At 59.6% G+C, this 24,492-nt stretch carries 20 protein-coding genes; 18 read left to right on the forward strand and 2 right to left on the reverse strand.

Features of this window, described 5'->3' with window-relative positions; all coding sequences use genetic code 11:
• The first annotated feature begins 5 nt into the window (after window positions 1-5).
• From rsmH to lpxC, 15 genes are all read left to right on the forward strand, one after another.
• Entirely contained in the window at window positions 6-923 is a 918-nt protein-coding gene (gene rsmH / locus HPT27_RS08215; protein WP_172241561.1) for a 16S rRNA (cytosine(1402)-N(4))-methyltransferase RsmH, read from the forward strand.
• A gap of 109 nt (window positions 924-1,032) precedes the next feature.
• The gene (ftsL, locus tag HPT27_RS08220; RefSeq protein WP_172241563.1) at window positions 1,033-1,353 is read left to right on the forward strand and encodes a cell division protein FtsL; all 321 of its coding nucleotides are present in this window, start codon (window positions 1,033-1,035) and stop codon (window positions 1,351-1,353) included.
• The gene (locus HPT27_RS08225; protein ID WP_172241565.1) at window positions 1,350-3,296 is read left to right on the forward strand and encodes a peptidoglycan D,D-transpeptidase FtsI family protein; all 1,947 of its coding nucleotides are present in this window, start codon (window positions 1,350-1,352) and stop codon (window positions 3,294-3,296) included. Before ftsL ends, HPT27_RS08225 begins: the two co-directional genes overlap by 4 nt.
• Window positions 3,289-4,788 (forward strand): UDP-N-acetylmuramoyl-L-alanyl-D-glutamate--2,6-diaminopimelate ligase, encoded by a 1,500-nt coding sequence (locus HPT27_RS08230; RefSeq protein WP_172241567.1) that lies wholly within the window; start codon window positions 3,289-3,291, stop codon window positions 4,786-4,788. Before HPT27_RS08225 ends, HPT27_RS08230 begins: the two co-directional genes overlap by 8 nt.
• Window positions 4,788-6,173: a UDP-N-acetylmuramoyl-tripeptide--D-alanyl-D-alanine ligase gene (locus tag HPT27_RS08235; protein ID WP_211197900.1), complete on the forward strand. Its 1,386-nt coding sequence runs from the start codon at window positions 4,788-4,790 to the stop codon at window positions 6,171-6,173. Before HPT27_RS08230 ends, HPT27_RS08235 begins: the two co-directional genes overlap by 1 nt.
• Window positions 6,173-7,255 (forward strand): phospho-N-acetylmuramoyl-pentapeptide-transferase, encoded by a 1,083-nt coding sequence (gene mraY, locus HPT27_RS08240; RefSeq protein WP_172241569.1) that lies wholly within the window; start codon window positions 6,173-6,175, stop codon window positions 7,253-7,255. The genes HPT27_RS08235 and mraY overlap by 1 nt, the downstream gene beginning before the upstream one ends.
• An 11-nt stretch (window positions 7,256-7,266) precedes the next feature.
• Window positions 7,267-8,607: a UDP-N-acetylmuramoyl-L-alanine--D-glutamate ligase gene (gene murD, locus HPT27_RS08245; RefSeq protein WP_211197901.1), complete on the forward strand. Its 1,341-nt coding sequence runs from the start codon at window positions 7,267-7,269 to the stop codon at window positions 8,605-8,607.
• Window positions 8,604-9,866: a putative lipid II flippase FtsW gene (gene ftsW, locus HPT27_RS08250; RefSeq protein ID WP_211197902.1), complete on the forward strand. Its 1,263-nt coding sequence runs from the start codon at window positions 8,604-8,606 to the stop codon at window positions 9,864-9,866. The genes murD and ftsW overlap by 4 nt, the downstream gene beginning before the upstream one ends.
• Window positions 9,863-11,005 (forward strand): undecaprenyldiphospho-muramoylpentapeptide beta-N-acetylglucosaminyltransferase, encoded by a 1,143-nt coding sequence (gene murG, locus HPT27_RS08255; protein WP_172241572.1) that lies wholly within the window; start codon window positions 9,863-9,865, stop codon window positions 11,003-11,005. Before ftsW ends, murG begins: the two co-directional genes overlap by 4 nt.
• Window positions 10,998-12,449 carry a UDP-N-acetylmuramate--L-alanine ligase gene (gene murC / locus HPT27_RS08260; RefSeq protein WP_172241575.1) on the forward strand — a complete coding sequence of 484 codons (1,452 nt, stop codon included), beginning with the start codon at window positions 10,998-11,000 and terminating at the stop codon, window positions 12,447-12,449. The genes murG and murC overlap by 8 nt, the downstream gene beginning before the upstream one ends.
• An 11-nt stretch (window positions 12,450-12,460) precedes the next feature.
• Window positions 12,461-13,417, forward strand: coding sequence for a D-alanine--D-alanine ligase (locus HPT27_RS08265; RefSeq protein ID WP_172245198.1), 957 nt, complete (start codon window positions 12,461-12,463; stop codon window positions 13,415-13,417).
• Window positions 13,418-13,427: 10 nt separating this feature from the next.
• A complete protein-coding gene (locus HPT27_RS08270) occupies window positions 13,428-14,207 on the forward strand; it encodes a cell division protein FtsQ/DivIB (RefSeq protein ID WP_172241578.1) in 780 nt (259 codons plus the stop codon).
• 114 nt (window positions 14,208-14,321) lie between these two features.
• Window positions 14,322-15,554: a cell division protein FtsA gene (gene ftsA, locus HPT27_RS08275; protein WP_172241581.1), complete on the forward strand. Its 1,233-nt coding sequence runs from the start codon at window positions 14,322-14,324 to the stop codon at window positions 15,552-15,554.
• Window positions 15,555-15,683: 129 nt separating this feature from the next.
• Entirely contained in the window at window positions 15,684-16,877 is a 1,194-nt protein-coding gene (gene ftsZ, locus HPT27_RS08280) for a cell division protein FtsZ (protein ID WP_172241584.1), read from the forward strand.
• A gap of 420 nt (window positions 16,878-17,297) precedes the next feature.
• Window positions 17,298-18,218 carry a UDP-3-O-acyl-N-acetylglucosamine deacetylase gene (gene lpxC, locus HPT27_RS08285; protein WP_172241587.1) on the forward strand — a complete coding sequence of 307 codons (921 nt, stop codon included), beginning with the start codon at window positions 17,298-17,300 and terminating at the stop codon, window positions 18,216-18,218.
• A 292-nt stretch (window positions 18,219-18,510) separates the two neighbouring features.
• Here the strand turns inward: lpxC and HPT27_RS19700 are convergent, their stop codons facing one another.
• Window positions 18,511-18,723, reverse strand: coding sequence for a DciA family protein (locus HPT27_RS19700; protein WP_407951137.1), 213 nt, complete (start codon window positions 18,721-18,723; stop codon window positions 18,511-18,513).
• 229 nt (window positions 18,724-18,952) lie between these two features.
• Here HPT27_RS19700 and HPT27_RS08295 point away from each other — a divergent pair, with 229 nt between their 5' ends.
• The 3 genes from HPT27_RS08295 (at window position 18,953) to HPT27_RS08305 (ending at window position 24,158) form a co-directional block, all read left to right on the forward strand.
• Complete coding sequence (locus tag HPT27_RS08295) at window positions 18,953-19,888, forward strand: M23 family metallopeptidase (RefSeq protein WP_172241593.1); 936 nt, start codon at window positions 18,953-18,955, stop codon at window positions 19,886-19,888.
• Window positions 19,889-20,366: 478 nt separating this feature from the next.
• The gene (secA, locus tag HPT27_RS08300) at window positions 20,367-23,090 is read left to right on the forward strand and encodes a preprotein translocase subunit SecA (protein WP_172241596.1); all 2,724 of its coding nucleotides are present in this window, start codon (window positions 20,367-20,369) and stop codon (window positions 23,088-23,090) included.
• A gap of 117 nt (window positions 23,091-23,207) precedes the next feature.
• Window positions 23,208-24,158 carry a Nudix family hydrolase gene (locus HPT27_RS08305; RefSeq protein ID WP_172241599.1) on the forward strand — a complete coding sequence of 317 codons (951 nt, stop codon included), beginning with the start codon at window positions 23,208-23,210 and terminating at the stop codon, window positions 24,156-24,158.
• Between the two features lie 121 nt (window positions 24,159-24,279).
• On the opposite strand, the gene HPT27_RS08310 is transcribed toward HPT27_RS08305, so the two are convergent.
• Window positions 24,280-24,477 (reverse strand): DNA gyrase inhibitor YacG, encoded by a 198-nt coding sequence (locus HPT27_RS08310; protein WP_172241602.1) that lies wholly within the window; start codon window positions 24,475-24,477, stop codon window positions 24,280-24,282.
• Window positions 24,478-24,492 lie beyond the last annotated feature (15 nt).

The following is a 24,492-nucleotide window of genomic DNA, read 5'->3' on the forward strand; positions in this document are numbered from 1 at the left end:
GGCCCATGCACGAGACGGTACTCCTGCACGAATCGGTGGCAGCGCTGGCGGTGCGTGCGGATGGTTTCTATGTGGACGCCACCTTTGGTCGCGGCGGCCACAGCGGTTTGATTTTGCAGCAGCTGGGTCCTGCGGGTCGGTTGCTGGGTATTGATAAAGATCCGCAGGCGATAGCGGTCGCGCACGAACAATTCGGCAGCGACCCGCGGTTTTCAATCGAGCAGGGCGCGTTTTCGCAGCTGGCCGATTTGATTGCACGACGCGGCATGACCGGCAAGGTCGATGGCGTGTTGATGGACTTGGGCGTGTCGTCGCCTCAACTGGACGAAGCGGCGCGCGGATTCAGTTTTATGCGTGACGGAGAACTGGACATGCGCATGGATCCCACGCGGGGACAAAGCGCAGCCGCCTTTCTCGCCACGGCGACGGATGAAACCATCGCCGATGTGCTTTATCGTCTTGGCGAAGAACGCCAATCCCGTCGCATCGCCCGCGCCATTGTTGCCGCGCGCGAGGTCGAGCCCATCACCCGCACGGTCCAGCTCGCCAATATCGTTGCCGAGGCGCTACCGCGGCACGAAAAACACAAACATCCGGCCACCCGTACCTTTCTCGCGTTGCGTCTGTTCGTCAACGATGAACTCGGCGAAGTTGAGCGGGTATTGCCGCAAGCATTTGAAGTGTTGGCGCCGGGCGGCCGGTTGGCGGTGATCAGTTTTCATTCGCTCGAAGATCGCATCGTCAAGCAGTACCTGAAGCGCGAAGCCAAAGGCGACGATCTGCCGAAAGATCTGCCGATTCGCGCCAGCGAAATTCACGCCCGGGTCAAGCTGCACGGCAAGGTGGTGCCATCGGCTCAGGAAGTTGCCCGCAACCCGCGCTCACGCAGTGCCGTGCTGCGCATTGCGGAGAAGCTCGCATGAACCTCTCCGTGTACTGGCATGACCAACCACTCTGCCCTCAGTCTTGCTGTCGCAGTGATTCGACGCCAGCGCGTGCCGTGCTGATTGTGTTTATCGCCGAGAAGTTGGCATGAACGCCAGCACCGAACAGCCCTCCCTGCTGAAGGCGCTGCTGGCCAGCTTGCGCGGCGTCGGTTTTGCCGTGGCGTTGCTCGCCTTGCTGACCTTGCTGTCCGCCTTGGCCGTGGTCTGGAGCGCGTATCAGACCCGGATGGCACGTGCGGAATTGGAAGCGCTGGAAAAGCAGCGTGACGATCTCGACAACGATTACCGCGCGCTGAAGCTGGGTCAAGCCGCGCTTGCCGAGCACGGCCGGGTCGAAACAGTTGCGACGCAAAAATTGGGCATGGAGCGGGTCGGCATTGCCAATGAACGGGTGGTGCAACCATGAGCCGCGCAGCAGGCAAGGATCAGGCGAAGCCAGTGCCGGCCAAAAAAATGCCGGCGGCCAAGGCAATGAGTGCCGCCACTGCCAAATCGGGTGCGGCCAAGGCAACGGCCGATACCCGCCGCAATTATCCGGTTTACAACTGGCGTTTCTATTTCCTCGGCGGCGTGCTGGTACTCGGCTTTGTCGGCCTTGGTGTTCGCGCCGGTTATCTGCAGCTGGTTGAGAATTCCTTCCTGCAAAAAGAGAGTGCGGTGCGCGCGCTGCGCGATGCTCCCATTGCCAGCTATCGCGGCAGCATTCTGGATCGCAATGGCCAGCAGCTGGCGGTCTCCATCGAAGTGGCATCGCTGTATATCGACCCGCGCGAAATCAAAGAAAAGCACGATGCCGAAGGGCTGCGCCAAGGCACCGCTTGGCACCAGCTGGCCGCGTTGCTGGGTTTGAAAACTTCTGCCTTGAACAAATTGGTCGAGAACAACGCCAAGAAGCATTTCGTCTGGGTCAAACGGCAACTGGAGCCGACGGTCGCCAAGCTGGTGCGGCAATTGGATCTGCCTGGCGTGCATTTGACTCGTGAATATCGCCGTTCCTATCCGGCCGGCGAAGTGGCCGCGCACGTGGTGGGTTTCACCAACATCGACGAAAAAGGTATCGAAGGCATCGAGCGGGCGTTTGATGAGCAGTTGACCGGCACGCCGGGCAGCGAGCGGCAATTGCTGGATCGCAAGCGTCGCGTGGTCGAGTCGCAAGGCGTGCTGCAGGAGGCTGAACCGGGTCAGGATATCGAGCTGGCACTGGATGGTCGTTTGCAAAACCTGACCTTCCGCGAGTTGCGCGCCACCGTCAATGAACAGCATGCACGCGCCGGTTCGGCGGTAATCCTTGACGTCAATACCGGTGAAGTGCTGGCGATGGCGAATTTGCCTTCCTACAACCCGAACAAGCGCAATGACCGGCCGAAAGGCGCGACCCGCAATCGCGCCATCACCGACATGTTCGAGCCCGGCTCAACGGTCAAGCCGTTGGTGGTGGTCGGTGCGCTCGAGTCCGGCAAATACACACCGCATACCGTGATCGATACCCGTCCGGGTTATTTGCGTGTTGGTGGTTCCTGGGTGCGAGATACCAGCAATCACGGCGTGCTGGATGTCACCGGTGTGATCAAGAAATCCAGCAATATTGGCGTTACCCAAATGGCGCTCAGTTTGTCGAAGGAGCAATTCCTCGGCACTTATGAGCGGTTCGGTCTGGGTCAGCCATTGAATACCGGGTTTCCTGGCGAAACTGCCGGCCGGCTGAACCTGGACAAGCGCTGGTCGAAATTCGAATTGGCCACCGCGTCGTATGGCTATGGTTTGACTGCCAGTCCGCTGCAAATTGCCAGTGCTTACGCCACGCTGGCCAGCGGCGGTATCAAACGTCCGGTAAGCATGTTGAAAGTCAAAGGTGGTGTGATTGGTGAGCGCGTTGCTGACGAACACGTGACCCAGGAAGTGCTGGCGATGATGCGCGAAGTGATCACCGATGGTGGCACCGGCAAGCGCGCCAAAGTTGGCGGCTATTGCGTATCGGGCAAGACCGGCACCGTGCACAAGGCCGTGGCCGGTGGCTACAGCGACGATTATTTCTCGGTGTTTGCCGGCATTGCGCCCTGTGAGAATCCACGCCTGGTCATGGTGGTGGTGGTGGATGAGCCGAGCGGTGACAAATACTACGGTGGCGATATCGCGGCGCCGGTCTTCAGCGCCGTGATGGATCAGGCGCTACGTCTCATCAATGTCGCACCGGATGACAAGTCGGCGGTTCGCGTCGGCCAGCAGCAAGCACGCGCGAGCCAACCGAATGTGGTCAGCTCTGCGCCCGCGCCGGTCCGCGCACCCGCACAAACTTCAGCAAAAATTTCCGCGCAGATTTCAACACCAGCAGGAGGTCACGATGTCTGAATCAAAAGTGACCCTGACGCTACAGCAATTGCTGGCTGGCGAATCGGTGCAGGTGTCCGCCAGCATGGCGGCGATTCCGGTTACCCGGCTGACGCTGGACAGTCGTGATGTCCAGTTTGGTGACATCTTCATTGCCCTGGCCGGCACCGCCACTGATGGTCGCAAATTTATTGCCGACGCGTTTGCGCGTGGCGCGGTCGCCGCATTGACGGAAACCGCCAACGGTGACGAACGTTTGATCGCCGTGCCCAATCTGCGTATGCGGGTGTCGGCACTGGCCGCAAAAACCTACGACGATGCCAGTGCCGCGATGCCGCTTTACGCGGTAACCGGCACCAATGGTAAGACTACTACCAGCCAGTTGCTGGCCGCCGCACTGACCCGGCTGACCGGACCGACCTTCGTGCTCGGTACGCTCGGCTATGGCTTGTTTGGCGAATTGCAACCGGGTCGGCACACAACGCCTGATGCCATCGCTTTGCAACGGCTGCTGGCCGAAGGTCTGAAACAAGGTGCCCGCGCGGCGGCAATGGAAGTGTCTTCACATGGTCTGGATCAGGGCCGGGTCGAGGCGCTGCATTTCCGCACCGCGATTTTCACCAATCTGACCCGCGATCACCTCGATTACCACGGCACCATGGCCGCCTACGGCGCCGCCAAACGTCGGCTGTTTGTCTGGCCGGCGCTGCAGCACGCGGTGATCAATGCCGATGACGAATTTGGTCGCGAACTGCTGGCCGATCCCGCCATTACCGCCAGCAAATATTCCTACGGTGTTCGCGCGCATGCCATTGCCGGCATCGCGGGCAGCGTGCACGCCGAACGCATTCACTACAGCAGCGACGGCATTCTGGCCGAAATCGTCACGCCTTGGGGGCGCAAGCTGCTGCAAAGCCCGCTGCTCGGCGAATTCAACCTGAGCAATTTGCTGGCGGCGCTGACCGCGCTTTGCGCCAACGGTTTTTCGCTCGATGAGGTTGCCGGCGTGCTCGGTACGGTGCAGCCAATCGCTGGCCGGATGGAACGGTTTGGTGGCGGCGAGCAACCGCTGGTCGTGGTCGATTACGCCCACACCCCGGATGCGCTGGAAAAAGCGCTGATGGCGCTGCGCCTGCATTGCCACGGCAAAGTTGCCGTCGTGTTTGGTTGCGGCGGTGATCGCGACAAAGGCAAGCGGCCGGAAATGGGCGCCATCGCGGAACGCTTTGCCGACGATGTGGTGCTGAGCAATGACAATCCGCGTTCGGAAGCGCCGCTGGCCATCGCCAATGACATTCGTGCTGGCATGAAAGCCGGTGCAGGCGTTCGTTTCATTGCCGATCGCCAGCAGGCCATCGCCACCGTGTTGGCTGAGTTGCAGGCCGGTGATGCCTTGTTGTTGGCCGGCAAGGGGCATGAAGCCTATGTCGAAGCCAATGGCCAGCGCACGCCGTATTCGGAAGTGGCCGTAGTGCAAACCTTGTTGCAGAACCTGCAGGGAGCGCGGCGCTGATGGACATGCAATTGCGTGACATCGCCGCCGCGACCAGCGGCCAGCTGCACGGCGCTGATGCGGCCAGCGAAATGCACGTGCGCGCAGTCAACACCGATTCCCGGCAACCGGTGCCGGCATCGCTGTTTGTGGCGCTGCGCGGTGAGCGGTTTGATGCCCATGAATTTGCCGCCGGCGCGATCGCCGGCGGCGCGATCGCGCTGCTGGTCGAGCGAGTGTTGCCGCTGTCAGTACCACAGATCGTGGTGGCCGATACCCGGCGCGCACTCGGTGATTTGGCGCGCGCCTGGCGTCGCCGCTGCGCTGCCACGGTTGTCGGTTTGACCGGCAGCGCCGGCAAAACCACGGTCAAGGAAATGATCGCCAGCATTCTGCGTCAGGACGGCGAGACCTTGGCGACCCAAGGCAATCTTAACAATGACATCGGTGTACCGCTGACGCTGTTTCGGTTGCAACCCAGCCATCGCTACGCCGTGATCGAAATGGGCGCCAATCACGCTGGTGAAATTGCCTATTGCGCGGCGATCGCCGAGCCCAGCGTCGCGGCCATTACTCTCATTGGTGCCGCGCATCTGGAAGGCTTTGGCTCCATCGAAGGCGTGGCCCGCGCCAAGAGTGAAATTTTTGCTGCCTTGCCGACCAATGGTTGCGCGGTGCTGAACCAGGATGCCCTTCATCAACCGATACTGCGGGCGGCAATCGGCTCGCGCAAAACGCTGGGCTTCGGTTCGACGCCGGCAGCGGATATTCGCGCTGAAAATATTGTCCTCGACAGTGCCGCCTGTGCCCGTTTCACCTTGGTGACGCCGCGTGGTCAAGTGGCGGTGCAATTGCCGGTGCCCGGTCAGCACAATGTCATGAATGCGTTGGCTGCTGCCGGTGTTGGTGAAGCGCTCGGTCTGCCGTTGGCGCGGATTGCCAAAGGTTTGCAGGAAACCCCGGTTGTCGGCGGCCGTCTGGTGCGCAAACAAACGCGCAGCGGCGCCGCGCTGATTGATGACACCTACAACGCCAATCTGGAATCGGTCAAAGCGGCGATTGATCTGTTGGTCAGTTTGCCGGGGCAGCCGGTGCTGGTGCTTGGCGATATGGGTGAACTGGGTGCCGAAGCCGCCGCCATTCATGCCGAGGTCGGCCGTTATGCCCGTGAGAAGCGCCTTGCCGCGCTGTACAGCCTCGGCAAACTGAGTGCGGAAACCAGCGCCGCGTTTGGCGCCGGTGGCCAGCATTTTCTCGAACTGGAGCCGCTGCTGGTGGCACTCCAGACTGCCTTGACTGCCACCCATGTGGTGCTGGTCAAGGGTTCACGCAGTGCACGCATGGAGCGCGTTGTTTCTGCTCTTTCAACTCCCAACAACGACAAAGATCATGGGGAGATGCACTGATGCTTCTGTGGCTCACGCAATACCTTGAACAGTACTACCACGGCTTCAACGTCTTTGGTTACCTGACGTTCCGGACCATTCTCGGCGTGCTGACCTCGCTGGCGATCTCCTTGATCGTCGGGCCGAAAATGATCGCCTGGTTGCGCCATTATCAAGTCGGCCAAACCGTGCGCAAAGACGGCCCGCAAACGCACCTGAGCAAATCCGGTACGCCAACCATGGGCGGCACTCTGATTCTGGTGGCGATCGCGCTCAGCACGCTGCTGTGGGCCAATCTGAACAATCGTTTTGTCTGGGTGGTGCTGCTGGTCACGCTCGGATTTGGCGCCGTCGGTTTTGCTGACGATTACATCAAGCTGGTGCGCAAGGATCCGAAAGGCCTGATTGCCCGCTGGAAATATCTCTGGCAATCGGTAGTCGGCGTTGCCGCGGCCATTTATCTCTATCTGCATGCCGGCAGCGCTGCCGAAACCACCTTGATCATTCCGTTCTTCAAGGGCGTGTTGCTGCCGCTCGGACTCGGTTACGTGTTGCTGACCTATTTCGTCATTGTTGGCACCAGTAATGCGGTCAACTTGACCGATGGTCTCGATGGGTTGGCCATTGTCCCGACCGTGATGGTCGCCGGCGCGCTGGCGGTGTTTGCCTATGTGACCGGCAATACGGTGTTTGCAGAATACCTGCAGATTCCCTACGTCCACGGCGTTGGTGAAGTGGCGGTGTTCTGCGGCGCGATTGTCGGCGCGGGCTTGGGTTTCCTCTGGTTCAACACTTATCCGGCCATGGTGTTCATGGGCGATGTCGGCGCGCTGGCACTCGGTGCGGCGCTTGGCACGGTTGCGGTGCTGGTCCGGCAAGAGCTGGTGCTGTTCGTGATGGGCGGTGTGTTCGTCATGGAAACGGTGTCGGTGATAGTGCAGGTCGCGTCGTTCAAATTGACCGGCCGCCGGGTGTTCCGGATGGCGCCGATTCATCACCATTTTGAATTGAAAGGCTGGCCGGAACCGCGGGTTATTGTCCGGTTCTGGATTATTACCGTGATTCTGGTGCTGGCCGGTTTGGCCACGCTGAAACTGCGCTAAGGATAAGCGTTATGGTCGATGCACGTCGCTTTCATGTGATCGCCGGTCTGGGCAAGACCGGGATCTCGGTTGCGCGCTATTTGCGCAGCCGCGGCGTTGCGTTTGCCGTGACCGATACCCGGGCACAACCGCCGGGCGTTGATCAGTTGCGGGAGATTGCGCCAGATGCCGAATGCAAATTTGGTGCGCTGGATGCTGAGCTGCTGGCAAAGGCCGAGGTGATCGTACTGTCGCCGGGACTGGCGCTGGCGGAACCGGCAATCGCCGCTGCGCGCAGCCGTGGTGCTCAGGTCATCGGCGATATCGAATTGTTTGTCCAGGTGGCGCGGGCGCCGATCATTGCCATCACCGGCTCCAACGGCAAGAGCACGGTCACCATGCTGACCGGCCATTTGTTGAATCAGGCCGGCAAGCGGGCGCTGGTCGGCGGCAACATCGGTACCCCGGTGCTGGATCTGCTGGAGCAGCCGGTGCCGGATTATTACGTGCTGGAACTGTCCAGCTTCCAGCTGGAGACCACTTACGGCCTGCGTGCGGCCGCTGCCACAGTGCTGAACATCAGCGAAGATCACATGGATCGCTACGCGTCGCTGACCGCCTACGCCGAAGCCAAAGCCCGCATTTATCACCACGCCAATGTTGCGGTATTCAATGCCGATGATCGGGAAACCCGCCGTGATTTTGATCGGGCCCACCGGCACGTGGCGTTTGCCATTCATCACAGCAATGCCGAATACCGGGTTGAACATCTCAACGGCCGGCGCTGGTTGACTGTCGGTGAGCAGGCGTTTGCTGATTTGGAACATTTGCCGATTCAGGGTGAACACAACGCCGCCAATGTGCTGGCGGCGGTGGCGCTGTGCGAAGCGGTTGGCGTCAAAGCCGAAAAAATGCGTGACGGTTTGCGCAGCTTCAAGGGCTTGCCTCATCGCTGCGTGCTGGTGCGTGAACACGCCAGTGTGCGCTATTACAACGATTCGAAAGCTACCAATGTCGGCGCTGCGCTGGCAGCGATCAGCGGTATTGGTCCGGTCATTACCGGCAAGCTGGTAATGATCGCGGGCGGCGATGCCAAGGGTCAGGATTTGCTGCCGCTGACCTCGGCGCTGGCCCACTACGCTCGCGCTGTGGTGCTGCTCGGTCGCGATGCCGAGCGCGTCTCGGCGGTGGTACCGGATTCGGTGACGCAGGAATTTGTCGACAGCATCGAAGAGGCCGTTACCGCTGCGGCCGCACTGGCCGAACCCGGCGATGCGGTATTGCTGTCGCCAGCCTGTGCATCGCTCGACATGTTCCGCAATTACGAAGAGCGTGGCGATCGGTTCGCGCGTGCCGTTGAGTTGCTGCCATGAGTTCGACCATGAATGCGACCCTGACCGCTCGACTCAAGTCCCTGTTCCAGCATGATGCGGGCAAGTCTCCGGTGCTGTTCGATCGCTGGCTGGCCGGTTTGACTGTGCTGCTGCTGGCGCTCGGCATTCTGATGGTTGCATCCAGCTCGCTGCCGTTCGCGATGGAGCGCAACGGCAACGGTTTCTATTTTGTTCTGCGTCATCTGGTTTACCTGAGCATCGGTGGCGCCTTCGCGGCCGTGGTGTTGACCCGGCCGAGCACCGACTGGCAGAAAATCGCCATGCACCTGCTGGTGGCCTGTCTGGTGATGCTGGTGTTGGTGCTGATTCTTGGTCGCGAAATCAACGGCGCCAAGCGCTGGCTCGGCGCCGGCGTTTTCACCGTCCAGGTTTCGGAACTGGCCAAGCTGTTCGTCATCATTTATCTGGCTGATTATCTGCAACGCCGCAACGAGTTGCTGCGCACCCGTTTCGAAGGATTCTTCCGGCCGCTGCTGATTCTGGGCTTCACTGCATTTCTGTTGCTGTTGGAACCGGATTACGGTGCCAGCGTCGTGATCATGGCGACCTGTCTCGCGATGATGTTTCTGGCCGGCGCCAAAGTCTGGCAGTTTGCCGCGCTTTGTCTGGTGGCCGGTTCGGTGCTGGCGGTGGTGGCGCTGTCGGCGGAATACCGCTTGGCGCGGCTGAAAACATTTTTGGATCCGTGGGCCGATCCGTATGGCAGCGGCTACCAGTTGACCCAGTCGCTGATCGCGTTCGGACGCGGTGAGTGGTGGGGGCAGGGGCTCGGCAACAGCTTGCAGAAATTGGCCTACCTGCCGGAAGCGCACACCGATTTTGTTTTTGCGGTGTTTGCCGAAGAGTTTGGTCTGGTCGGTGTGGCAGTCGTGTTGACGCTGTTTGCCTTGTTGGTGCTGCGCATCCTGCGGGTCGCGCAACTGGCGCTGAAAGCGGAAATGGCCTTCTCGGCCTACGCCTGCGTCGGCATCGCAACCTGGTTTGCCTTGCAGGCGCTGATCAACATTGGTGTCGCCAGCGGCGCGCTGCCGACCAAAGGGTTGACCTTGCCTTTCATCAGCTATGGCGGCAATGCGTTGATCGTTACCGTGGTCGCCATTGCCTTTGTGCTGCGAGTGGATTTTGAGCGCCGCTTGCGTGCCGGCGTTGGCCGCAATGTCCGGCCGGAACGGCTGCGGCAGTCAGTGGGCGCGGACAACGTCAGCAACAATGCAACTGCAGAAGAGGTGCCGTCATGACCGCGCCTTGCCTGCTGATTGCTGCCGGTGGTACCGGCGGCCATATTTTCCCCGGCCTCGCCGTGGCGGAAGTGCTGCGTGGCCGCGGTTGGCGCATCGAGTGGCTGGGCAGCCACGGTGGTCTCGAAGAACAGCTGGTGCCAGCGCGGAATATTCCGCTGCATCTGCTCGCCATCAGTGGCCTGCGTGGCAAAGGTATCGCTGCGCTGGTGACGGCACCGCTACGGTTGCTGTCGGCATTGCTGGCTGCGCGCAAAGTGCTGCAGCAAACGAATGCCGATGTGGTGCTCGGCATGGGCGGCTTTGCCAGCGGTCCCGGTGGTCTGATGGCGCGGCTGACTGGACGCGCGCTGGTGATACACGAACAGAACGCCGTCGCCGGCATGACCAACAAATGGTTGGCACGCGTTGCCACGGTTGTGCTGGCGGCATTTCCGCAAGCATTTGCCACGCGTTCGGTGCGCGCTGTTGGCAACCCCGTGCGCAAGGAGTTGCTGCAACTTGCTGAGCCGGTGGCGCGTTTTGCCGAGCGCAGCGGGGCGCTGCGGGTGTTGGTGATCGGCGGCAGTCGCGGCGCTGCCGTGCTCAATGAAACGGTACCGTCGGCGCTCGCTCAGACAACGGCTGCAATGGAAGTCTGGCATCAGACTGGCCGTGGTCAGCACAGCGTCACCGCGCAGCGCTATGGCTCGCGCGCGGACGTCAAGGTCAGTGAGTTCATTGACGACATGGCTGCTGCTTACAGTTGGGCGGATGTGGTGATTTGCCGGGCCGGCGCATTGACAGTGTCAGAAATTGCCGCGGTCGGCGTGCCCGCCATTTTCGTTCCGTATCCGCATGCGGTCGATGATCACCAGACCGCGAATGCCCGCTACCTCAGTGAACGCAATGCCGCCTGGTTATTGCCGCAAAACGAGCTGACCGAGGCAACGCTGGCGACACGTTTGCAAACCCTGGCTGCTGATCGCGCGCTGCTGCAGCGCACGGCGCAAGCCGCACGTGCGGCGGCCATTACCGATGCGGCCGAACAGGTCGCTGCGGTTTGCGAGCAATTGCTGAAGATGAAACAAGACGATGACCGTTCAAACAACGATCATTCAAGCAACAACTTTTCGACGCGGAGTAACGGCAATGGCTAACGGTACTTACAACGTGCCGGAAATGCGCCGGATCCGACGCATTCATTTTATTGGCATCGGCGGCGCCGGCATGGGTGGCATCGCCGAAGTGCTGCTGAATCAGGGCTATCAGGTCTCGGGTTCGGATGTGGCTGACAACGCGGTGACGCAGCGGCTGAAGCAGCTCGGTGCAACCGTATTTCGTGGTCATGTCGACAGCAATGTCACCGGCTCTGATGTGGTGGTGATTTCAACGGCCATCAAACCGGACAACGAAGAATTGCTGGCGGCGCGTGCCAACCGGATTCCGGTGGTGCCGCGGGCGGAAATGCTCGCCGAGCTGATGCGCTTTCGTCATGGCATCGCGGTGGCCGGCACGCACGGCAAAACCACCACAACGAGTTTGCTGGCCTCGGTCATGGCCGAAGGCAATCTGGATCCGACCTTCGTCATCGGCGGCCTGCTCAACAGCGCCGGCACCAATGCCCGGCTTGGCAGCAGCCGCTATCTGGTGGCCGAAGCCGATGAAAGTGATGCCTCGTTCCTGCATCTGCAACCGATGGTGGCCGTCGTCACCAATATCGATGCCGATCACATGGATACCTACAAGGGTGATTTCGAAGAACTGAAAAATGTCTTCGTCGAGTTTCTGCACAATCTGCCGTTCTACGGACTGGCAGTCCTCTGTACCGACGATGAGAACGTGCGGGAAATCCTGCCGCGTATCACCCGGCCGGTGACCACTTACGGGTTTGATGACGATGCCGATGTCCGCGCCAGCGCGGTCGAGCAGGAGCAGGGCCGCAGTCAATTTCTGGTGCATCGCCGTGGCCACAGCGCGCCGCTGGCCGTGACGCTGAATTTGCCCGGCCGGCACAACGTGCTGAATGCGCTCGCCGCCATTGCGATTGCGACCGAAGAAGGTGTCAGTGACGACGCGATTGTGCGGGCGCTGAGTCAGTTCAAGGGCGTCGGTCGTCGCTTCCAGTCACACGGCGAGCACGCCACCAGTAATGGCAAGGTTTGGCTGGTGGATGACTACGGCCACCATCCACGCGAAGTGTCGGCGGTGATCAAGGCGGTGCGGGCAAACTGGCCGGAACGCCGGCTGGTGATGATTTATCAGCCGCATCGCTACACCCGTACCCGTGATCTGTATGAAGACTTTGCGCAGGTGCTGTCGGAGACCGATGCCTTGTTGCTGATGGAAGTGTATGCCGCTGGCGAAACGCCAATCGCAGGCGCCGACAGTCGCTCGCTGTGTCGCAGCATTCGTGCCCGCGGCCGCATCGACCCGATTTTCATCGAGCACAAAGGCGAGTTGCCCGATGTGTTGGCCAATATCCTGCGCGAAGGGGATTTGTTGTTGACCCAAGGTGCCGGCGATATCGGTGGCATTGCCAAACAACTGGCAGCCGAGAAACTGGATTTTGTCGCGTTGAAAAACGTCTGGAGTAGCAAGTGAGTCAGGCTCAAATGAATCGGCCAGCGCTGCCGGCTCCGGCAGCGTTCGGCAAAGTCGCCGTGCTGTTCGGCGGCACGTCCGCTGAGCGCGACGTCAGTTTGCGTTCCGGCAAGGCCGTGCTGGAAGCCTTGCAGCGCAGCGGTGTTGACGCTCATGGCATTGATGCCGTCGGTGATTTTTTGCAGACCCTGAAGACCGGCGGCTATGCCCGGGTCTGGAATGCCGTGCACGGCCGTGGCGGTGAAGACGGTCAACTGCAAGGCGCATTGCAATTGCTGGGTTTGCCCTGTACCGGTTCAGGTGTTGGTGCGTCGGCATTGGCGATGGACAAGATGCGCGCCAAGCAATTGTGGCAGGGCATTGGCTTGTCGACGCCACCGTTTCAGATGGTGACTGCCGCGATGGTCGCAACCGAGACCGACGCGCAAGCGGTGTTTGCCAAGCTCGGACCGATCTTGATGGTCAAACCGGCGCATGAAGGTTCCAGTGTCGGCATGGCCAAGGTGCGGACGGCCATCGAATTGCAGCAAGCGGTGATCGAAGCATTGAAGTACGACGCGAGCGTGATCGTCGAGCGTTTCGTCAGCGGCCCGGAATACACCGTCGGTATTGTCGGTGATGAAGTGCTGCCGAGCATTTCGATGGAAACGCCGCGCGATTTTTACGATTACCAGGCCAAGTACCACAGTGGTGGCACGACTCAGTATCACTGCCCGAGTGGTCTGTCGGCCGCCGATGAAGCCGAGCTTGGGGCGTTGGCGAAATGGGCGTTCGATTCGCTCGGCTGCAAAGGTTGGAGCCGGGTTGACGTGATGCGTGATGGCAGCAACCAGCAGTTCTATGTGCTGGAAGTGAACACGGTGCCGGGCATGACGGAAACCAGTCTGGTGCCGAAAGCGGCGAAAGTGGCCGGCATGAGTTTCGAGCAGTTGGTGCAGCAGATTCTGCTGCCGACATTGGCGCAGTGAGGGCAAGACCATGGCCCAGGCAACGCGCAAGACGACCGAACAGATTCCGCTCACGCAGCGGCTGAAGACGGTATTGCCGTTTGTTTCGGCCTTGTTGCTGTTGATTGGTGCCACGGTACTGGTGCTGACGCTGCAGCAACGCTATCGCGACAGTGACAGCTGGCAGTTGCAGCGGGTGCGAGTAGAAGGCGCGATGCGTCAGGTCAAATCGGCGGAAGTGCTGGCAGCCATGCAAGTGCAGGCCGGCATGACACTGGCGGCACTTGATTTGCGGCAATTGCATGAGCGGGTTGCGGCGCTGCCGTGGGTCAAGTCGGTCAGTTTGCGGCGGGTGTACCCGGGCGAACTGCAAGTGACGGTTGTTGAACGGACACCGTGGCTGCGGCTGAATCAGGATGAATTGATCGACACCGACGGCAATCCATACGCGCCAGCCAATGTTGCGGCATTTGGTCATTTGGCTTTGCTGCGCAGCAGTCATGGCCAGCTCGAGCAGGCGGTTGCGCAATTTGTTGGCGGCAACGACCAATTGAAACCGCTCGGCCTGACCATCGTCGAGCTGGACTTGAATGGTCGCGGTGCGCTGATGATGACACTGAACAACAAATTGCAGCTGATGTTTGGTCGCGACGACTGGGACGGTCGCCTGCAGCGGTTCATGAGTTTGTATCCAGGTCTGGTCGCCGATGGCAATGTCCCGACTTATATCGATTTGCGCTACGACACCGGTTTTGCCGTGGCCTGGCCGCAGACCGAGAAAATGACCAATAGCAAGACGGCAGGTTTGTAAGCGGTGCCACTGGCGGGCTGGATGCGGTGGCGCTGCAGTGGAATTGGGCAGGAATTCCGGTAATGACGATTCTGGTTACCGGCAGTCTTGTGACAGGAAGCAACGAGAACCAAGATGGTAAAAATGACAGATAAAAAACTGATTGTCGGCTTGGATATCGGCACCTCCAAAGTCGTTGCCATCGTCGGTGAAATTTCGCCGGAAGGGGATATCCAGATCATCGGCCTGGGTTCGCATCCGTCGCGCGGCCTGAAGAAGGGCGTCGTGGTCAATATCGAATCGACCGTGCAATCGATTCAGCGCGCAGTCGAAGAGGCGGCGCTGATGGCTGGCTGCGAAATTCACTCGGTTTACACCGGTATTGCCGGTTCGCATGTTCGCAGCCTGAATTCGCACGGCATTGTTGCCATCCGCGAACAGGAAGTGACTTATGACGACGTTCTGCGGGTGATTGACGCCGCGCGGGCGGTGGCGATTCCGGCCGATCAGAAAATCCTGCATGTGCTGCCGCAGGAATTCATCATCGACAACCAGGAAGGCATTCGGGAGCCGGTTGGCATGTCCGGCGTCCGGCTGGAAGCCAAGGTTCACATCGTGACGGGCGCAGTCAGTGCCGCGCAGAACATTGTCAAATGTGTGCGTCGCTGTGGCCTGGAAGTGGATGAAATCATTCTCGAGCAAGTGGCATCGAGCTATGCCGTGCTGACCGAAGACGAAAAGGATTTGGGCGTGTGCTTGGTCGATATCGGTGGTGGTACCACCGATATCGCCATTTTTACCGGTGGTGCCATTCGCCACACCCATGTGATTCCGATTGCCGGTGATCAGGTTACCAATGACATTGCGGTGGCCCTGCGCACCCCGACCCAGCATGCCGAAGAGATCAAGGTCAAATATGCCTGCGCGCTGAAACAGCTGACCTCGCTTGACGACACCATCGAAGTGCCGGGCATGGGTGAGCGCGAGCCGCGCCGGTTGAGCCGGCAGATTCTGGCCGATGTGGTCGAGCAGCGCTACGAAGAGCTGTTCCAGCTGGTGCAGGCCGAACTGCGGCGCAGCGGTTTTGAAGAGCTGATTGCTTCCGGCATCGTGCTGACGGGTGGTGCCGCCAAGATGCAGGGCGTTATTGAGTTGGCTGAAGAAGTCTTCCATGTGCCGGTGCGCCTTGGTGTGCCGCAGTATGTGTCGGGCTTGTCGGAAGTGGTGCGCAATCCGATTTACGCCACCGGCGTGGGTTTGCTGATGTATGGCAAGCAACAGTTGTCGATGCCGCGCAGCAGCAGCAGCGGTGACGACAGTTTTGGCAGTTTGCTGACAAAAATGAAAAAGTGGTTTAGCGGTTTTTGATTTCTTTATTTTGTGAAACACGTGATGAGTTGCAAGGGCTGTTGCGGCTACAGGCAGTAGCGGTTGGCAGCAACAACATGCAGTGACTGAAGCATCCGGAAACGGATGAATAAAAAGGGGAACGTAATCATGGCATTGACATTTGAACTGTTGGAAAACGCCGCCGACAACGCGGTGATCAAAGTGGTTGGCGTTGGTGGTGGTGGTGGCAACGCCATCAACCACATGGTTGACGCCAACATCGAAGGCGTCGAGTTCATTGCCGCCAATACCGACGGCAAGGCACTGAAGCAGTCGAAAGCTCGCTTCACGGTGCAGCTCGGTTCCAATCTGACCAAAGGTCTGGGCGCCGGCTCAAATCCGGAAATCGGCAAGCAGGCCGCGTTGGAAGAGAAGTCGCGCATTCAGGACATGCTGCAAGGCGCCGACATGGTGTTCATCACCGCTGGCATGGGCGGCGGTACCGGCACTGGCGCGGCGCCGGTTGTTGCGCAAATTGCCAAAGACATGGGCATCCTGACCGTTGCGATTGTGACCCGGCCGTTCAAGTTTGAAATGAACAAGCGCGCGCAGGTTGCCGATTGCGGTATCACCGAATTGCGCAAGGCGGTCGACAGCCTGATCGTGATTCCGAACGACAAAGTGCTGGCCGTTTACGGCGGCGCCAAAATGACCGAAGCGTTCCGCAACGCCGATGCCGTGCTGCGTGGCGCGGTGCAAGGCATTGCCGATCTGATTACCCGTCCGGGTTTCATCGGCACTGACTTTGCTGACGTGCGTACCGTGATGGCCGAGCAGGGCATGGCGATGATGGGTTCGGGTGTTGCCGCCGGTGAAGGTCGTGCTCGTCGGGCCGCCGAATTGGCAGTGCGCAGCCCGCTGCTGGAAGACGTCAATCTGGCTGGCGCGCGCGGCATTCTGGTCAACATCACCGCCAGCGAAGACATGCTGATCGATGAATACGAGGAAGTCGGCAACGTGCTGCAAAGTTTCGCTGCCGCCGACGCGTCGGTGAAAATCGGCACGGCACTGGACAACAGCCTCGGCGATGAAATGCGCGTGACGGTTGTTGCCACTGGTCTTGGATTGCATGCCAGTGCGGCGGCGCCTATGGATGACAAGCCGGTGCGACTGGTGCAGCAACACCAACAGCAGCAGGCGAATCAGCGGCCGGTCGAGAGTGCCGTCAATTACAAGGAACTGGAGCGGCCGACCGCCATGCGCAACAACGGCAGTGCGAGCCAGCAGCCGATGCGGATGGCTGCCGGTTCGGATCTGGACTATCTGGACATTCCGGCCTTCCTGCGCAAGCAGGCGGACTGAGCCGAATCGGCACTGCGAGTCCGGTCCCGATGCTGCCGCCGCCCATCAAGGCCCCCCCTTTGCCGGGGTGGGCGGTGGTGGCTGTGGCCCGGACTTGTACGCTGCTGGTAAAGGAAGAAAGGCTTCTCGGGTTGGCCGCTATCGCCGTGGCGTCTATCGCTGCGATAACTGGTACAGGTCATAAGTCAACTTGACTTGCTGGCCCGAGCAGTGTGGAATTGCACACCTTTTGACCAGCCAGCCGGATTGTCGGGCCTGGCCGGTAGTGTCAGCGCCTTTGTTTAGCGTCTGGCGCAGTCATTTGATGGACCTCCCCGCTGCCGCGGGTTGTCGCCTCCGGAACCGGATGCGAGCGAAGAAGGAACTCCGGGCGTCGGTCGGTGCCTAGAATGCCGACCTGATTCAGGAGCACATTGAAGCATGATCAAGCAACGTACCCTGCGCACCGCCATCCGCGCCACTGGCGTCGGTCTGCATAGCGGTGAAAAGGTGTACCTGACCTTGCGTCCGGCGCCGGCCAATACCGGCATCGTGTTTCGCCGGGTGGATTTGGACCCGGTCGTGGAAATTACCGCGATGCCGGAAAACGTCGGCGAAACCACCATGTCGACCTGTCTGGTCAAGGATGGGGTGCGGATTTCGACCGTCGAACACCTGCTGGCTGCGATGGCCGGGCTCGGTATCGATAACGCCTACATTGAAGTCAGCGCCCAGGAAATTCCGATCATGGACGGCTCGTCCGGTCCGTTCGTGTTCCTGATTCAGTCTGCGGGTGTCGAAGAGTTGAACGCGGCCAAGCGTTTTGTCCGCATCAAGAAGAAAATCGAAGTCCGTGACGGCGACAAATTGGCTGCCTTTGAACCGTTCGACGGCTTCAAAATCGACTTCTCCATTGATTTCAATCACCCGGTCCTGCAAAACACCGTGCAACGGGCGCTGGTCGATCTGTCGTCGACCTCTTTCGTCAAGGAAGTCAGCCGGGCCCGGACCTTTGGCTTCATGAATGACATCGAATACCTGCGCTCTAAGAACCTGGCGCTGGGCGGTTCGATGGAAAACGCCATTGTCCTGGACGAGTACCGCATCCTCAATGAAGGCGGTCTGCGTTACGAAGACGAGTTCGTCAAACACAAGATTCTCGACGCCATCGGCGATCTGTACCTGATGGGCCATAGCCTGATCGGTGCCTTCCGCGCCCACAAATCCGGGCACGCCCTGAACAATCAGCTGCTGCGGGCGCTGAAAGCCGATGCCGATGCCTGGGAGCTGGTGACGTTTGAAGACGAAGCCAGCACGGCGCCAATTTCCTACATCATGAACCCGGTACTGGCCGCCGGTTAATTGTCCAGCGTTCTCCAGCAGTAACCGAAAGCCGGGCCTCGCCCGGCTTTCGGCTGTTTGTCTTCCGATTTCAGGAATTCGGGTTTCAGGTATTCGGATTTCAGGGCAGCCGGATGGTCTGGCGCTGGCAACGTCTGAAACGGCGCCGCGCGGCGGGAGGGTATTCGTGCTCGCTGATTTGACCGCCTGAGTTGTGGCTGCGGTCACAGTGTGATTGTGCGGGCCGGCAACGCTGCATGGCTTAAATCCGGCCTACACTCTGTTCAGTTCGGTGCAATTGAACAAAAAACACTCAGCTTGGCGGCAATACCCGAACCCGGATCTGCTGCAGCTGCGGATAACCGCAGCTATGGAGTCCGGACAGCAGCTGCGGCACAAGATAGCGGAGCCGGGTCGCCACGGCGGCTTGGCGGGCGGTGACCTCGAGTGTGACGCCGTCCACGGCGGTGACACGGCAATGGCCGCGAAGGCTTGCGGGCAGCAGGGGCTGTAGGTTAAGGTCCATGCCCTCAAGAAGAGCCAGCCGGTCGAGGAGCGCCTTAAGTGGGCCCTCGGGTTGACCGAGCAAATTGGCGACCGATTGAGCAGACGTTGGGCGGTTCACTGTTTATGCCTGAATAGGTTTTGCCTAGCAGGGCCAGTGTAACTGCACATTGCTTTCGGTACACGCCACGGTAGTAGCAATTGCTGCCAGGCAGGTGGTTTTTGCTACAAAGTGACGAGATAACGAACCCATGACGCTGACCCTGATTACCCATACCCGAGCCGGGGCCAAACGCCTTCAGCTCGGTCGCGCCGGTCAGGCCTGTGCTGCCCTGTTTGGCCTCGGCGTGATCGCCGGTGCCGGTTTCGGCGGCTACGAGCTGGCGGTCAAGTTGCATCCAAACGGTGTGGTCAGTGAACGCACCGTCGAGAGCTGGCAGCAGGAGCTGGATGCCCAGCGCCGCGCCGTCGATACCACCCGCAGCGAATCCGAACAGCAAATCAACGCCCTGGCGGCCCGGGTTGCCCGGCTGCAGGCGCATATCGCCCGGCTTGATGCCGTTGGCGAACGGGTCACCGAGCTGGTTGGCCTGGAAGGCAAAGAGTTTGAATTCACCGCTGAACCGGCCATGGGCGGACCCGAAGGCGAGCCATTGGCCAATGCTCCGGGTGCGTCACCGCTGGAGTTCATTGATCAGCTGGACGCGATGAATTCGCAGCTGGAAACCCGTGGTCGACAACTGGCGGTGCTGGAGTCGCTGTTGCTCGACAAGCACATGGGCACCGAGAAGCTGATTTCCGGCCATCCGGTCAACAGCGGCTATATCAGCTCGTATTTCGGTTATCGTTCGGACCCGTTCCACGGCAACACGACCTGGCATAAAGGTATCGACTTCGTCGCGCCGGAAGGCACCGACGTGATGGCGACCGCTGCTGGTGTGGTGGTTTTCGCTGGCGTCAAAGACGGTTACGGTAATGTCGTCGAAGTCGGCCATGGCGATGGTCTGGTGACCCGCTATGGTCACAACTCCAAGCTGGTGGTGAAAGTCGGTGAGCTGGTCCGCAAAGGCCAGGTCATTGCCAAGGTTGGTTCAACCGGTCGGTCGACCGCGCCACACGTGCACTACGAAGTGCTGCGCGATGGCCTGTTCCTGAATCCGGCCAAGTACCTCGGCGACAAGAGCTGAGCCTGCTTCTCCAAGATAACGGCGCCTGCGGGCGCCGTTGTTGTTTCTGCCGATCTGGGTCGAATGCGTGCCGGGGATTTCAGTCCGCGGCAACGCTTTCTCGCTGGCGATTTGCCGTTGCTGCCTTGAAATCTGGTGCGCCTGTCTCCACCTGTGCAAACGGGCCGCCGGAAGCCCGCTTCGGCGGTGCCGACTTGCGTTCCTTGGCCCGGTGAAAGCCGGTAGAATGCCGGCTCCGTGGCGGGACCCGGTTTCGAGGCCGGCGTTAACGCGCAGCCTCAGCACCGGCTCCGATGGCAAGTCGCCCCGCACACTGACGTGACTTCACTGTCCAACGTCAGTCGAAACGAATGAAACACTCGCTGCTGGCATGTCGTTGTGTCGGCACGTCGAGGCAACGAATCGGCTTTTAGCAATAACAGCTGTTGACCATAACAATGAATTCGCCGGTGGCGATTCTCACCAGATTGGGACTTTCATGTTTGCTTCTCTGTTGACCCGCGTTTTCGGTAGCCGCAATGAGCGGCTGGTCAAAAAATTCTCCAAAGATGTTCATGCCATCAATGCCTTGGAGCCGAGCTTTCAGCAGCTGAGCGACGAGCAGCTGCGCAACAAGACTGCAGAATTCAAGCAACGTCTCACTGCCGGTACCGCTCTGGACGCGTTGCTGCCGGAAGCCTTTGCCGCCGTACGCGAAGCCGCGCGCCGGACCTTGGGTCTGCGCCATTTTGATGTCCAGATGATCGGCGGCATGGTGCTGCATTCGGGCCGCATTGCCGAAATGCGCACCGGTGAAGGCAAAACGCTGATGGCGACACTGCCAGCGTATTTGAATGCGGTGTCAGGCAAAGGCGTGCACGTAGTCACGGTCAACGACTATTTGGCTAAGCGCGATGCCAACTGGATGCGTCCGGTTTATGAAGCGCTGGGTCTGTCGGTCGGTGTGATTCTGTCGCAACAACCGGGTGAAGAAAAACGCGCCGCCTATGCCGCCGATATCACCTACGGCACCAACAACGAATTTGGTTTTGATTACCTGCGCGACAACATGGCGTTCTCGCTGGACCAGAAAGCCCAGCGCGAACTCAATTTCGCCATCGTCGACGAAGTCGATTCGATTCTGGTCGACGAAGCGCGGACGCCATTGATCATTTCGGGTGCTGTTGAAGGTTCCAGTGAGCTGTACAAACGCGTCAATGCCATCATTCCGAAACTGGTCCGTCAGGAAACCGAGGACGATCAGGGCGAAGGCGATTTCTATCTGGACGAGAAGGGCCGGCAAGCGCATCTGACCGAGCTGGGCCAGGAAAAAGTCGAGCAGTTGCTGGTGCAGGCCGGTCTGCTTGGCGAAGACGAGAGCTTGTACAGTCCGTCGTCGATTCAGTTGTTGCACCACGCCTATGCTGCGCTGCGCGCACACACCCTGTTCAAGCGTGATGTCGATTACATCGTCCGTGACAATCAGGTGGTCATTGTTGACGAACACACCGGTCGTATTATGCCGGGCCGGCGCTGGTCGGAAGGCCTGCATCAGGCGGTTGAAGCGAAAGAAGGGGTTGAGATCCAGCAGGAAAACCAGACGCTGGCATCGACCACATTCCAGAACTATTTCCGCTTGTACAACAAGCTGTCCGGCATGACCGGTACCGCCGATACCGAAGCATTCGAGTTCCAGCAAATTTACGGTCTCGAAGTGGTGGTCATTCCGACTAACCGTCCGATGATTCGTCAGGACATGTCGGATTTGGTGTACCTGAACAAACAGGACAAATACAAAGCCGTCATTGAGGACATCAAGGCCCGGCGCGAAAAAGGCCAACCGGTACTGGTCGGCACCGCATCCATTGAGTCCAGCGAAATTCTGTCCAAGTTGCTCAATCACGACAAGATTGAACATCAGGTGCTGAACGCCAAGTTCCACGAAAGCGAAGCGCAGATCATTGCCCAGGCCGGCCGTCCGGGTGCTGTAACCATTGCCACCAACATGGCCGGTCGCGGTACCGACATTGTGCTCGGTGGTTCCTTGCAGGCTGATTTGAACGCGCTGGGTGAAGACGCCACCGAATTGCAGAAAGAAGAAACCAAACGCAAATGGCAGGAGCGGCACGATCAGGTGCTCGCTGCTGGCGGTTTGGCCATCATTGGTACCGAGCGTCATGAAAGCCGCCGTATCGACAACCAGCTGCGTGGCCGTGCTGGCCGCCAAGGCGATGCCGGTTCGTCACGTTTCTATTTGTCGCTGGAAGATGATCTGATGCGCATTTTTGCCTCGGACCGGATGGGCGCGATGATGCAGAAACTGGGCTGGCAAGCCGGTGAGGCGCTGGAGCATCCTTGGGTCAACCGGGCGATTGAAAATGCCCAGCGCAAAGTCGAGGCGCGCAACTTTGAAATTCGTAAGCACCTGCTCGAGTTCGATGACGTCTCGAACGATCAGCGTAAGGTGATTTACCAGCAACGTGCCGAGCTGATGCAGGCGGATGATGTCTCCGAGACCATTCGGGCGATGCGTGATGACGTCATCGACGGAGTCATCAGTGAATTCATTCCGCCGCAAAGTGTTGTTGACCAGTGGAACCTCTCGGGTCTGGAAGAGCGCTTGCGCGGCGAGTTCGCCCTGTCAGTGCCAGTCAGTCAGTGGCTGGAAGCCGATGACAATCTGACCGAGAAAGGCATTCGGGATCGTATCCGGGAAGCATCGGTTGCAGCCTATGACGCCAAGGAGTCGCAAGTCGGTGCGCCGGTACTGCGCCATTTCGAAAAAGCGGTGTTGATGCAGAACGTTGACAGTGCCTGGCGCGAGCATCTCGCCGCGATGGACTATCTGCGTCAGGGCATTCATCTGCGCGGGTTTGCCCAGAAAAATCCGAAGCAGGAATACAAGCGCGAAGCGTTTGAGCTGTTTTCCGGCATGTTGGATCGGATCAAGTACGATGTAGTTAGCATCCTGTCGCGGGTGCAGGTGCGCACTGAGTCGGAAGTGGAGCGCATGGAGCGCGAAGCACAGGAAAAAGCCGAGCGGCAAAAATTGCAGTTCCAGCACGCCGAAGCTACCGCCATGCAAGCCGAGCCGGTCGAAGATGAACCGGCAGCAGCGGCGCCGAATGCGCCGGTGCGTGTTGGCCAAAAAGTCGGCCGCAATGATCTGTGTCCTTGCGGTTCCGGCAAAAAATACAAGCACTGCCACGGTGCAATTGCGTAGGCCTGCTGCTTGAGCTGAACAATAAAAAAGGGTGAGCTAGCTCACCCTTTTTTATTAGCGCGTATCGGGCTGATGTCAGTGCTTTAGCCTTGTTTAGCAGGGATCGGGAATGTCGGCATGAGTCAATTCATTGAGGTCGCGGCAGCGGCCATTGTCAACGCGGCAGATGAAGTATTGATCGCCAAGCGGGCCGCCCATCGGCATCAAGGCGATCGCTGGGAGTTTCCGGGTGGCAAGTTGGAGCCGGGTGAAACGGCAGAGCAAGCCTTGATTCGCGAGTTGCAGGAAGAGCTCGGGATCACGGTCAGCCGGTGCCGGCCGCTGATCACCGTCAGCCATCACTACGGTGACAAATCCGTGCGCCTGCATGTTTTCCGGGTCGATGCCTTTAGCGGCGAGCCGCACGGTCATGAAGGCCAACCTCTGGCATGGGTGCCCGCCGCTCAGCTCAGTCAATACGAGTTTCCGGCAGCGAACCTGCCGATTATCGCCGCGGTGCAATTGCCTGATCGTTTAATGATTACTCCGGAGCCGACGGAAAACAAAAATTTTCTGGCCAAAGTCGAGCGCGCTTGCCAACGTGGTGTGCGAATGATTCAGCTGCGCGCACATACGTTACCGGATGCGGCATATCGGCAACTGGCGGTCGACGTCCATGCGATTTGTCAGCGTCATGGCTGCGCGCTGATGCTGAATCGTCGACCTGAATTAATCGCAGATTTGTCCTGTGACGGTTGGCACCTGTCTAGCGAAAATGCTGCGAAGGCTACGGCGGCAGGATTGCCGTCACGGCCACGCTGGCTGTCGCTGGCATGCCATGACGAAGCACAGCTTCAGTTGGCGCAGACACTCAATGCAGATTTTCTGCTGTTGTCGCCTGTTGCGGAAACCCGATCTCATCCAGAGCAGCCAGGCTTGGGTTGGCGGCGATTTGCCGAGTTGGCAAGGCAAGCGAATCGGCCTGTCTATGCGCTGGGCGGCATGCTTGAGCGTGATATTTTCGACAGCTGGCAACATGGCGGCCAAGGTATTGCCGCGATACGCGCGCTGTGGCCGGAGCATGATTGATCGATTGCTGAACGTTCAGGACATGATGGCCGGCTATCGGCGTTGTCTGCCAGTTTCTGCTGTCTATTAACCGATCGGTCATTAACGGCTTTTTCTTGTTAACGCAGTTACTTGCTAACGGCTAGGACTCATCCGGATCCGGCTCAAGCGGCTCACCGGCAATGCGATGGCCTTCCGATGCCCATTCGCCCAGATCAATCAGCCGACAGCGCTCGGAGCAGAATGGTCGCCACGGATTGTCGGCACGATAGAGCACGGATTTCCGGCAGCAAGGGCAGGCGATGATAAGTGGCGGCTTCTCGGGTGTTTGATCAGTCATAACGGTCTACAAGCG

The organism is Permianibacter fluminis (assembly GCF_013179735.1).
GTDB classification, from domain to species: Bacteria; Pseudomonadota; Gammaproteobacteria; order Enterobacterales; family Permianibacteraceae; genus Permianibacter; species Permianibacter fluminis.